The sequence below is a fragment of the Citrobacter amalonaticus genome (genome assembly GCF_037053465.1).
Lineage (GTDB): Bacteria > Pseudomonadota > Gammaproteobacteria > Enterobacterales > Enterobacteriaceae > Citrobacter_A > Citrobacter_A amalonaticus_H.
The window spans coordinates 1-12,754 of sequence record NZ_JBALIF010000032.1; the positions used below are offsets into that span (position 1 = coordinate 1).

General features: G+C 52.6%; 8 protein-coding genes and 1 pseudogene. All 9 read right to left on the minus strand.

The window, feature by feature from the left end:
* Nucleotides 1-159 precede the first annotated feature (159 nt).
* Entirely contained in the window at nt 160-4,383 is a 4,224-nt protein-coding gene (rpoC, locus tag WB371_RS23215) for a DNA-directed RNA polymerase subunit beta' (protein WP_336222317.1), read from the minus strand.
* Nucleotides 4,384-4,459: 76 nt separating this feature from the next.
* Nucleotides 4,460-8,488 (minus strand): DNA-directed RNA polymerase subunit beta, encoded by a 4,029-nt coding sequence (rpoB, locus tag WB371_RS23220; protein WP_336222318.1) that lies wholly within the window; start codon nt 8,486-8,488, stop codon nt 4,460-4,462.
* Nucleotides 8,489-8,807: 319 nt separating this feature from the next.
* Complete coding sequence (rplL, locus tag WB371_RS23225) at nt 8,808-9,176, minus strand: 50S ribosomal protein L7/L12 (protein ID WP_013095002.1); 369 nt, start codon at nt 9,174-9,176, stop codon at nt 8,808-8,810.
* A gap of 66 nt (nt 9,177-9,242) precedes the next feature.
* A complete protein-coding gene (rplJ, locus tag WB371_RS23230; RefSeq protein ID WP_001207203.1) occupies nt 9,243-9,740 on the minus strand; it encodes a 50S ribosomal protein L10 in 498 nt (165 codons plus the stop codon).
* A 416-nt stretch (nt 9,741-10,156) separates the two neighbouring features.
* Nucleotides 10,157-10,861, minus strand: a complete 705-nt coding sequence (gene rplA, locus WB371_RS23235; protein WP_336222319.1) for a 50S ribosomal protein L1 — start codon at nt 10,859-10,861, stop codon at nt 10,157-10,159.
* A gap of 3 nt (nt 10,862-10,864) precedes the next feature.
* Nucleotides 10,865-11,293 carry a 50S ribosomal protein L11 gene (gene rplK / locus WB371_RS23240; RefSeq protein WP_012133815.1) on the minus strand — a complete coding sequence of 143 codons (429 nt, stop codon included), beginning with the start codon at nt 11,291-11,293 and terminating at the stop codon, nt 10,865-10,867.
* 157 nt (nt 11,294-11,450) lie between these two features.
* On the minus strand, nt 11,451-11,996 hold the full coding sequence (gene nusG, locus WB371_RS23245; RefSeq protein ID WP_003862341.1) for a transcription termination/antitermination protein NusG: 546 nt from the start codon (nt 11,994-11,996) through the stop codon (nt 11,451-11,453).
* Nucleotide 11,997: 1 nt separating this feature from the next.
* Complete coding sequence (secE, locus tag WB371_RS23250) at nt 11,998-12,381, minus strand: preprotein translocase subunit SecE (protein ID WP_336222320.1); 384 nt, start codon at nt 12,379-12,381, stop codon at nt 11,998-12,000.
* A gap of 239 nt (nt 12,382-12,620) precedes the next feature.
* Nucleotides 12,621-12,754, minus strand: a pseudogene (gene tuf, locus WB371_RS23255) (elongation factor Tu); the annotation flags it as partial.

A 12,754-nucleotide genomic window follows, 5' to 3' on the forward strand; every position in this document is an offset into this window, starting at 1 on the left:
TGTCCTGCGACACTCCCCGCTAATATTAAGGCGAACGGTGCTGAGCACCGTTCTTAACCACCTCGCCAGAGCCTACCGAAGTATGGTGCTGGTTTATTAGCGCTGTTTTATGGGGATCCCTCAGCGCCGGAGCGGGTTTTTTACTACGTTAAGCAACGATTAGTCGTTATCAGAACCACCCAGACCTGCGTTCAGCAGTTCCGCCAGGCTGGCAGAGGCGTCTTCAGCAGTCACCTGAGGTGCAGCCGGGAGTTCACCCGCAGCACGGCGGCGCATACGATCCTGGTGGTACGCATAACCGGTACCCGCCGGGATCAGACGACCCACGATAACGTTCTCTTTCAGGCCACGCAGTTCGTCGCGTTTACCCGCAACGGCGGCTTCGGTCAGGACACGTGTGGTCTCCTGGAACGATGCGGCAGAAATGAACGATTCGGTTGCCAGAGACGCTTTGGTGATACCCAGCAGATCGCGGGAGAAGGTTGCACCCACTTTGCCGTTCGCTTCCAGTTCGCGGTTTGCGATCTTGACGCGGGAGTATTCAACCTGTTCGCCTTCCAGGAAGTCGGAGCTACCCGCGCTTTCGATGGTGGCTTTACGCAGCATCTGACGAACGATAACTTCGATGTGTTTATCGTTAATCTTAACGCCCTGCAGACGGTATACGTCCTGGACTTCGTTAACAATGTAACGAGTCACAGCATGCACACCACGCAGACGCAGAATGTCGTGTGGTGCTTCCGGACCGTCGGAAACCACGTCACCACGTTCTACACGTTCACCTTCGAACACGTTGAGCTGACGCCATTTCGGAATCATCTCTTCGTACGGATCGCTACCGTCTACCGGGGTGATAACCAGACGACGCTTCCCTTTGGTTTCTTTACCGAAGGAAATAATACCGCTGATTTCAGCCAGGATTGCCGGTTCTTTCGGACGACGTGCTTCGAACAGATCCGCAACGCGCGGCAGACCACCGGTGATATCCTTGGTACCGCCGGATTCCTGCGGTACACGCGCCAGGGTATCACCTGAGCTGATCTGTACGCCATCTTCCAGCTGAACAATCGCTTTACCCGGCAGGAAGTACTGCGCTGGCATATCGGTGCCCGGGATCAGAACGTCGTTACCCTGAGCATCAACGATTTTCAGTGCAGGACGCAGATCTTTACCACCGGTAGTACGTTCAGCAGAATCCAGGACCACCAGAGAAGACAAACCGGTCAGCTCGTCAGTCTGACGAGTAATGGTCTGGCCGTCGATCATGTCAGTGAAGCGGACAAAACCACTCACTTCGGTGATAACCGGCATGGTGTGCGGATCCCAGTTTGCTACGGTTTCGCCGCCAGCAACCTGCTCACCATCACCTTTCGCCATAACAGAGCCGTAAGGCACTTTATAGCTCTCTTTGGTACGACCGAATTCGTCGATCAGTTTCAGCTCGGTGTTACGAGAGGTGATCACCAGTTTACCGCTGGAGTTCACAACCGACTTCGCATTGCTCAGACGGATGCTACCTTTGTTTTTCACCTGGATGCTGGATTCAGCAGCCGCACGCGATGCTGCACCACCGATGTGGAACGTACGCATCGTCAGCTGTGTACCCGGCTCACCGATGGACTGCGCCGCGATAACGCCGATGGCTTCACCTTTGTTGATGATGTGGCCACGCGCGAGATCTCGACCATAACAGTGCGCACACACACCAAAGTCGGTGTCACAGGATACAACAGAACGGACTTTCACGGAGTCAACGGAATTCGCTTCCAGCAGGTCACACCACTGTTCGTGCAGCAGCGTGTTGCGAGGAACCAGAATGTCCGCCGTACCCGGCTTCAGAATGTCTTCCGCAGTCACACGACCCAGAACGCGATCGCGCAGCGGCTCTTTAACATCACCACCCTCGATAACCGGGGTCATGGTGATACCTTCGAGGGTGCCACAATCGTCTTCGGTCACCACCAGATCCTGCGCAACGTCAACCAGACGGCGCGTCAGATAACCGGAGTTCGCTGTTTTCAGTGCGGTATCCGCAAGACCTTTACGCGCACCGTGGGTTGAAATGAAGTACTGGAGTACGTTCAGACCTTCACGGAAGTTCGCGGTGATTGGCGTTTCGATGATGGAGCCGTCCGGCTTCGCCATCAGACCACGCATACCTGCCAACTGACGAATCTGTGCCGCAGAACCACGCGCACCGGAGTCGGCCATCATGTAAATGCTGTTGAAGGAAACCTGCTGCTCTTCCTGACCGTCACGGTTAATCACGGTTTCAGTTTGCAGGTTGTCCATCATCGCTTTGGATACACGATCGTTCGCCGCAGCCCAGATATCGATGACTTTGTTGTAACGTTCGCCAGCGGTAACCAGACCAGACTGGAACTGCTCCTGGATCTCAGCGACTTCCGCTTCCGCTTCAGAGATGATCTCGTGTTTCTTCTCCGGGATAACCATGTCGTCGATACCTACGGACGCCCCTGAGCGCGCAGCATAGGCAAAACCGGTGTACATGGTCTGGTCAGCGAAGATAACGGTCGGTTTCAGGCCCAGAATGCGGTAACAGGTGTTCAGCATTTTGGAGATCGCCTTCTTGCCCAACGCCTGGTTGACGATGGAGAAAGGCAGACCTTTCGGTACGATCATCCACAGAATCGCACGGCCAATGGTCGTGTCTTTCAGACTGGTTTTCGCAACGAATTCGCCATTTGCTTCTTTTTCGTATTCGGTGATACGCACTTTAACGCGCGCATGCAGAGAGGCCAGGCCAGCGCGATAAATACGCTCAGCTTCTTTCGGGCCAGTCAGCACCATGCCTTCGCCTTTGGCGTTAACACAGTCACGGGTCATGTAGTACAGACCCAGTACAACGTCCTGAGACGGAACGATGATCGGTTCGCCGTTCGCCGGGGACAGGATGTTGTTGGTAGACATCATCAGCGCACGCGCTTCGAGCTGGGCTTCCAGCGTCAGCGGTACGTGAACAGCCATCTGGTCACCATCGAAGTCGGCGTTGTATGCCGCACAAACCAGCGGGTGCAGCTGGATAGCTTTACCTTCGATCAGTACCGGTTCAAATGCCTGAATACCCAGACGGTGCAGTGTTGGCGCACGGTTCAGCAGTACCGGGTGTTCGCGGATCACTTCGTCCAGGATATCCCAAACGACAGCTTCTTCACGCTCAACCATCTTCTTCGCGGCTTTGATGGTGGTGGCAAGGCCACGCAGTTCCAGCTTGCCGTAGATGAACGGTTTGAACAGTTCCAGCGCCATTTTCTTCGGCAGACCGCACTGATGCAGACGCAGGTATGGACCTACGGTGATAACAGAACGACCGGAGTAGTCAACACGCTTACCGAGCAGGTTCTGACGGAAACGGCCCTGTTTACCTTTGATCATATCGGCCAAAGATTTCAGAGGACGCTTGTTAGAACCGGTGATCGCACGACCGCGACGACCGTTATCCAGCAGGGCGTCAACCGCTTCCTGCAGCATACGTTTTTCGTTGCGTACGATGATGTCCGGTGCCGCCAGATCCAGCAGACGTTTCAGACGGTTGTTACGGTTAATGACGCGACGATACAGATCGTTCAGATCCGATGTTGCGAAACGACCACCATCCAGCGGAACCAGCGGACGCAGATCTGGCGGCAGAACCGGCAGAACGGTCAGAATCATCCACTCTGGCTTGTTGCCAGACTGTACGAACGCTTCCAGCAGTTTGATACGCTTGGTCAGCTTCTTACGCTTGGTTTCGGAGTTGGTTTCGTTCAGCTCTTCACGCAGAGTTTCACACTCTTGCTCCAGATCCATGCTCTTCAGCAGGGCCTGGATAGCTTCCGCACCCATCTTCGCGTCGAATTCATCACCGAACTCTTCCAGCGCATCCAGATACTGTTCTTCAGTCAGGATCTGCTGGCGTTCCAGGTTGGTCATACCGCCTTCGATAACCACATAAGATTCGAAGTACAGTACGCGTTCGATATCGCGCAATGGCATATCGAGCAGCAGACCAATACGGGACGGCAGTGATTTCAGGAACCAGATGTGAGCAGTCGGGGACGCCAGCTCGATGTGGCCCATACGCTCACGGCGTACTTTAGTCTGGGTCACTTCAACGCCGCACTTCTCACAGATCACACCGCGGTGTTTCAGGCGCTTGTACTTACCGCACAGGCACTCGTAATCTTTTACCGGCCCAAAGATACGGGCGCAGAAAAGGCCGTCACGCTCAGGTTTGAACGTACGGTAGTTGATGGTTTCCGGCTTCTTAACTTCACCGAAAGACCATGAACGGATCATGTCTGGCGAAGCCAGAGCAATTTTGATCGCATCAAACTCTTCGGTTTTAGTCTGCGCTTTCAGAAACTTTAATAAATCTTTCACGGATTTGCTCCCGTCGGAGTTAGCACAATCTGGTGTCGGGGGTTAACCCGACACCAGTGACCTGTTTGAGCGAGAATTACTCGTCTTCCAGTTCGATGTTGATACCCAGCGAACGAATCTCTTTCAACAGTACGTTGAAGGATTCCGGCATGCCCGGTTCCATCTGATGGTTGCCGTCCACGATGTTTTTATACATCTTAGTACGGCCATTCACGTCATCAGACTTAACGGTGAGCATTTCCTGCAGGGTGTATGCCGCGCCGTATGCTTCCAGCGCCCACACTTCCATCTCCCCGAAGCGCTGACCACCGAACTGCGCCTTACCACCCAGCGGCTGCTGAGTAACCAGGCTGTAGGAACCGGTGGAACGAGCGTGCATTTTATCGTCGACCAGGTGGTTCAGTTTCAGCATGTACATGTAACCTACGGTTACCGGACGCTCGAACTGCTCACCCGTACGGCCGTCGAACAGCGTGATCTGACCGGAAGTCGGCAGGTCACCCAGTTTCAGCAGCTCTTTAATTTCCGCTTCTTTCGCACCGTCGAACACCGGCGTTGCGATTGGCATACCTTTGCGCAGGTTTTCAGCCAGACGCAGAACTTCTTCATCGCTGAAGGTATTCAGGTCAACTTTCTGACGAACGTCAGCGCCCAGATCGTACGCACGCTGGATGAACTCGCGCAGTTTCGCGACTTCCTGCTGCTGTTTCAGCATGGCGTTGATCTTATCGCCAATACCTTTTGCAGCCATACCCAGGTGGGTTTCCAGAATCTGACCGATGTTCATACGAGACGGTACGCCCAGCGGGTTCAGTACGATGTCTACCGGCGTGCCGTTTTCATCGTAAGGCATATCTTCGATCGGGTTGATCTTAGAAATTACACCCTTGTTACCGTGACGACCTGCCATCTTGTCACCAGGCTGGATACGGCGTTTCACCGCCAGATATACCTTCACAATCTTCAGCACACCCGGTGCTAGATCGTCGCCCTGAGTGATTTTGCGGCGTTTCGCTTCGAGTTTTTTCTCGAACTCGTGCTTCAGTTCGTCGTACTGCTCAGCCAGTTGTTCCAGCTGATTTTGTTTCTCTTCGTCGGTCAGGCCCAGTTCCAGCCAGCGGTCACGCGGCAGTTTGTCGAGCTTCTCAGCTTCAACGCCACCGGAAACCAGCACAGCGTGGATACGGCTAAACAGGCCTGCTTCGAGGATCTGCAGTTCTTCAGACAGGTCTTTCTTCGCCTGCTTCAGCTGCATCTCTTCGATTTCCAGGGCACGTTTGTCTTTTTCTACGCCATCGCGAGTAAAGACCTGAACGTCGATAACCGTACCGGAAACACCGTTTGGAACGCGCAGAGAAGAGTCTTTTACGTCAGACGCTTTCTCACCGAAGATCGCACGCAGCAGTTTCTCTTCTGGCGTCAGTTGGGTTTCACCTTTCGGCGTGACCTTACCAACCAGAATGTCGCCACCGGTCACTTCAGCACCAATGTAAACGATACCGGATTCATCCAGTTTGGAGAGCGCAGCTTCACCCACGTTCGGGATGTCAGCGGTGATCTCCTCTGGCCCCAGCTTGGTGTCACGAGACACACACGCCAGTTCCTGAATGTGGATGGTGGTGAAACGGTCTTCCTGGACAACACGCTCGGAAACGAGGATGGAGTCTTCGAAGTTGTAACCGTTCCACGGCATGAACGCCACGCGCATGTTCTGACCGAGCGCCAGTTCACCGAGGTCGGTAGACGGACCGTCTGCCAGCACATCGCCACGTTCAACCGGCTCACCCAGAGACACACACGGCATCTGGTTGATACAGGTGTTCTGGTTAGAACGGGTGTATTTGGTCAGGTTATAGATGTCGATACCTGCTTCGCCCGGGTACATCTCGTCTTCGTTAACTTTGATAACGATACGGGACGCATCCACGTACTGAACGGTACCGCCACGCTTAGCAACCGCAGTAACACCGGAGTCCACGGCAACAGCACGTTCCATACCGGTACCAACCAGCGGCTTATCAGAGCGCAGGGTCGGAACCGCCTGACGTTGCATGTTCGCACCCATCAATGCACGGTTGGCGTCATCGTGTTCCAGGAACGGGATCAGGGACGCACCGACGGAAACCACCTGCTGGGTGGAAACGTCCATGTAGTCAACCTGATCGCGGCTGAACAAGCTGGATTCGCCTTTGCTACGGCAGGTCACCAGATCTTCTACGAAGTGGCCGTTGTCATCCAGGTTGGAGTTCGCCTGAGCGATAACAAAGTTGCCTTCTTCAATAGCAGACAGGTAATGAATTTCATCCGTTACCACGCCATCAACAACACGACGGTACGGCGTCTCAAGGAAGCCATATTCGTTAGTCTGTGCGTACACGGACAGGGAGTTGATCAGACCGATGTTCGGACCTTCAGGCGTTTCGATAGGACATACGCGACCATAGTGAGTCGGGTGTACGTCTCGAACTTCAAAGCCTGCGCGTTCACGGGTCAGACCGCCTGGGCCGAGTGCAGAAATACGACGCTTGTGCGTAATTTCAGACAGCGGGTTGTTCTGGTCCATAAACTGAGACAACTGGCTGGAACCGAAGAACTCTTTCACTGCTGCAGAAATCGGCTTGGCGTTAATCATATCCTGAGGCATCAGGGTATCCAGATCGCCCAGAGACAGACGCTCTTTCACCGCACGCTCAACACGTACCAGGCCAACGCGGAACTGGTTTTCCGCCATTTCGCCTACGGAACGGATACGACGGTTGCCGAGGTGGTCGATATCATCGACTTCGCCTTTACCGTTACGGATATCGATGAGCTTCTTCATCACTTCAATGATGTCGTCTTTGCTCAGGATACCGGAACCTTCGATTTCGTCGCGCAGCAGAGAACGGTTGAACTTCATACGGCCAACCGCAGACAGATCGTAGCGGTCTTCAGAGAAGAACAGGTTCTCAAACAGGCTTTCCGCCGCTTCACGTGTCGGCGGCTCACCCGGGCGCATCATGCGGTAGATTTCTACCAGCGCGCTCAGACGATCGTTGGTTGGATCGACACGTACGGTTTCAGAGATGTACGGACCGTGATCCAGATCGTTGGTGAACAGCGTTTCGATACGTTTGTGGCCAGACTGGCTCAGCTTCGCCAGCAGATCCAGGCTCAGCTCCATGTTAGCCGGGCAGATCAGCTCGCCAGTAGATTCGTCAACGTAATCTTTCGCGGATACTTTTCCAGCAATATATTCAACCGGAACTTCGATATGTTTGATATCGTCTTTTTCCAGTTGGCGAATGTGGCGCGCAGTGATGCGACGGCCTTTTTCGACGTAGATTTTGCCGTTAGCTTCGATGTCGAAGGAAGCGGTTTCACCACGCAGGCGTTCCGGCACCAGCTCCATCTGCAACTTGTTGTCGCGAATCTCGAAAATTACTTTTTCGAAGAACAGATCCAGGATCTGCTCAGTGGTGTAGTTCAGCGCACGCAGAATAATGGTCGCAGGCAGTTTACGGCGACGGTCGATACGTACGAACAGGTTGTCCTTCGGATCGAATTCGAAGTCCAGCCAGGAACCACGGTAAGGAATGATACGCGCGTTATACAGCACTTTACCCGAAGAGTGGGTTTTACCTTTGTCGGAGTCAAAGAAGACGCCAGGGCTACGGTGCAACTGAGAAACGATAACACGCTCAGTACCGTTGATCACAAAGGTACCGTTGTCGGTCATGAGCGGAATTTCGCCCATGTAGACTTCTTGTTCTTTAATGTCTTTAACGGTGCCTTCCGGCGCTTCGCGCTCGTAGATCACCAGACGCAGTTTCACACGCAGCGGTGCGGAATAGGTCACGCCACGGATCTGACATTCCTGAACGTCAAACACCGGTTCGCCAAGGCGGTAGCTGACGTATTGCAGCTCGGAATTACCGCTGTAGCTCTGAATCGGGAATACGGAACGGAATGCAGCTTCCAGACCATACTGCCCTTCAGGATCTTGCTCGATAAACTTCTGAAACGAGTCAAGCTGGATAGAAAGGAGATAAGGCACATCCAGAACTTGTGGACGTTTACCAAAATCCTTACGAATACGTTTTTTCTCGGTATAGGAGTAAACCATAGGGTTCCTCAGCTCGCTGACAAGTCGACCCATCTGTCCATTGCGCGGACAGTTTGTGCAACACTATTTTGTTGACCGGAAAATGGAATACTTTCCGCAATGCCTGTTGCTATCACGCTTAAACCATTTCATTGCGATTTACACAGAGCGAGCGCTCTGTCGCAGTATATTAAGTCGTCGATAGAAACAAGCATTGAAAGGCACAGCAGTAGTCAAACAGTGTGAAACGCTACTGGCGCCTTACAGCGCAAAAAGGCTGGTGACTAAAAAGTCACCAGCCATCAGCCTGATTTCTCAGGCTGCAACCGGAAAGGTTGGCTTATTTAACTTCAACTTCAGCGCCAGCTTCTTCCAGAGATTTTTTCAGTGCTTCAGCGTCATCTTTGCTCACGCCTTCTTTCAGAGCGGCCGGAGCAGATTCTACCAGGTCTTTAGCTTCTTTCAGACCCAGGCCAGTTGCGCCACGTACTGCTTTGATTACAGCAACTTTGTTAGCGCCAGCAGCTTTCAGAATTACGTCGAATTCAGTTTTTTCTTCAGCAGCGTCAGCAGCCGGGCCAGCAGCTACAGCAACAGCAGCAGCAGCGGAAACACCGAATTTTTCTTCCATTGCAGAGATCAGTTCTACAACGTCCATTACGGACATAGCGGATACTGCTTCAATGATTTGATCTTTAGTGATAGACATTTAAATTGTTCCTGAATATCAGAATAAGTTTATACGTAAGCAGATGCTTTAAAAGGAAAACTGCAATTAAGCAGCTTCTTTCGCATCGCGTACAGCAGCCAGAGTACGAACCAGTTTGCCAGCCGAAGCTTCTTTCATGGTTGCCATCAGGCGTGCAATTGCTTCTTCGTAGGTCGGCAGAGTTGCCAGGCGGTCGATCTGAGACGCCGGGATCAGCTCACCTTCAAAGGCAGCGGCTTTGACCTCAAATTTTGCATTCGCTTTCGCGAACTCTTTGAACAGACGAGCAGCAGCGCCCGGGTGTTCCATAGAGTATGCAATCAGGGTCGGACCAACAAACGTGTCTTTCAGGCACTCAAACTGAGTACCTTCAACGACGCGGCGCAGCAGGGTGTTACGAACAACACGCATGTAAACGCCAGCTTCACGACCTGCTTTACGCAGTTCAGTCATTTTATCTACAGTTACGCCACGGGAATCCGCAACTACTGCAGACAGCGCGCCTTTGGCTACTTCGCTGACTTCAGCAACAATCGCTTGTTTGTCTTGAAGATTTAAAGCCATTAGCTTTGCTCCTGGATGTTTGCCGGAACTCATGTTCCGGAACTCACTTCACTCTTTTCAATAAAAAGAGCGTCTTAATACGGTGAGCAGAAACAAGCCAGAGTATCCAAAAATAATCTTAGCGTTCTGTCACCGTCTACGCAGGGGATTAAGTTTCTTGCGAAACACCTGCGGTCTTCGACGGAGGCCTGGATAGGCCAGGCTCCAACGAACAAATTCTTCCTATGACTTCGTCCTTCGAACCGCAGCGGTGTTAGCTGCTCTCGTTCACACCGGTCATGTAGTTAACTACACTCCCGGCGATTCACTCGATTGCTGCCTTGCTGCAATTCAAATGACTCGCATAGCGTCTGTCTTATCGACAGAATCGTGGGGGTAGAATTGTAGACAAATCCACCGCCCACGTAAAGCTAATCTTAGTTCGCAGACGCGCTCAGACCAGCCTGATCAACGGCAACACCAGCACCCATGGTGGTGGAGATGCTAACTTTCTTGATGTACACGCCTTTCGCCTGAGTCGGTTTTGCTTTTTTCAGCGCAACCAGCAGGGCTTCCAGGTTTTCTTTCAGTTTGTCAGCGTCAAAATCCACTTTACCGATGGTGGTGTGGATGATGCCGTTTTTGTCGTTACGGTAACGAACCTGACCCGCTTTAGCGTTTTTAACCGCTTCAGCAACGTTCGGCGTTACAGTACCCACTTTCGGGTTTGGCATCAGGCCACGCGGACCCAGAACCTGGCCCAGCTGGCCAACAACGCGCATTGCATCCGGAGAGGCAATAACCACGTCAAAGTTCATTTCGCCTTTCTTGATCTGGTCAGCCAGATCTTCCATACCTACCAGCTCAGCGCCAGCCGCTTTAGCAGCTTCAGCGTTAGGACCCTGGGTAAATACGGCTACGCGAACGGAACGGCCAGTACCGTGCGGCAGTACAGTTGCACCACGTACGTTCTGGTCAGATTTACGCGCGTCGATGCCGAGGTTAACGGCAACGTCTACGCTTTCTACGAACTTAGCGGTAGCCAGTTCTTTCAGCAGAGAGATAGCTTCGTTGATGTCATACTGTTTGGTCGCATCAACTTTCTCACGGATCACACGCATGCGCTTGGTCAGTTTAGCCATTTCTTAGTCCTCCACTACCAGGCCCATGGAACGTGCAGTACCTTCGATGGAGCGAGTCATCGCTTCAATGTCGGCACCAGTCATGTCGGCAGCTTTGGTCTGCGCGATTTCCTGCAGTTGAGCGCGGGAAATTTTACCTACTTTGTCTTTGTTCGGCTTACCGGAACCAGACTTAATACCAGCCGCTTTCTTCAGCAGAACTGCTGCCGGAGGCGTTTTGGTAATGAAGGTGAAAGAACGGTCAGCGTAAACGGTGATAACAACCGGAATCGGCAGACCTTTTTCGATAGAATCCGTCTTCGCGTTGAACGCTTTGCAGAATTCCATGATGTTAACACCCTGTTGACCCAGAGCAGGACCAACCGGCGGACTCGGGTTTGCCATACCAGCTGCAACCTGCAGCTTGACATAGGCTTGGACTTTCTTAGCCATTCTCAATTTCCTCTGTTGGGTAATAACGCCTCAGTGAGGCTCCCCGTGATATAAAAATTCGTTTTACGGGCCAGGCCCATAAAAACAAAAGGCGCGAAATTGTATTCCAATCTCGCGCCTTGTGCAACGATTAAATCGCCGCTTTTTTGATCGCTGGTTAGGCTTTTTCGACCTGAGCAAAATCCAGTTCTACCGGGGTCGCACGACCGAAGATAGAAACAGAAACTTTCAGGCGGGACTTCTCGTAGTCCACTTCTTCGACGACACCATTAAAGTCAGCGAACGGACCATCGTTAACACGAACCATTTCACCCGGTTCAAACAGCGTTTTCGGACGCGGCTTATCACCCACCTGCTGCAGGCGGTTCATAATCGCATCAACTTCTTTGTCGCTGATTGGCGCCGGACGGTCAGATGTACCGCCGATAAAGCCCATCACACGCGGTACGCTACGCACCAGGTGCCAGCTTGCGTCATTCATGACCATCTGGACCAGCACGTAACCCGGGAAGAATTTACGCTCGCTCTTACGACGCTGACCGCCACGGATTTCGACCACTTCTTCGGTCGGCACCATGACTTCGCCAAACAACTCTTCCATATTGTGTAATTTGATATGCTCACGCAGCGAGGTAGCTACGCGGCCTTCAAAACCGGAAAACGCCTGAACGACGTACCAGCGCTTTTTAGGAGCTTCAGACATCTCAGAACCTCAGGCCAGTGATAAAAGAAACCAGGCGAACCAGAATACCATCCAGTCCCCACAGGATCAGTGACATTACTGCGGTAACCGCAGCCACAATCAGCGTGGTGTGCAATGTTTCCTGGCGAGTAGGCCAAATGACCTTACGTACTTCAGTACGCGCTTCGCGGGCAAAAGCAACGGTTGCTTTACCTTTTGTCGTCAACAGCGCGACACCACCCGCTGCAGCAATCAGAATTACTACGGCCAGCGCACGCAGCGGCAGCATCATGTCACGATAAAGGTAGTTGCCTACAATTGCCACGATCAGCAATGCCGCAACGACGATCCACTTTATCGCTTCCAGGCCACGCCCGCTCCCTTGAGCTTCGGTATTCGCACTCATAAACCAACCTGTCAGAAGTATTCTACAAATAATTTCACCCCGCGAATGCGAGGCAAACCTGTCAACCTTGTGCCGAAATATGCTTACGCATTCCGGACTCAACGCCCTCTTCAGAGCCTGTCTCAGCAATGATTATGACAAATAAAATCACTGATGAGCCAGGTTCTGGTTCGAAAGCGTACAAAAAGGGCATCAAATGATGCCCTTTTATTGCGCATTGCGTCAAATGTTATCAGCGATTAGCCGAGAACTTTAGCAACAACGCCCGCGCCTACAGTACGGCCGCCTTCACGGATTGCGAAACGCAGACCGTCGTCCATCGCGATCGGGTGGATCAGGGTAACAACCATTTTGATGTTGTCGCCCGGCATTA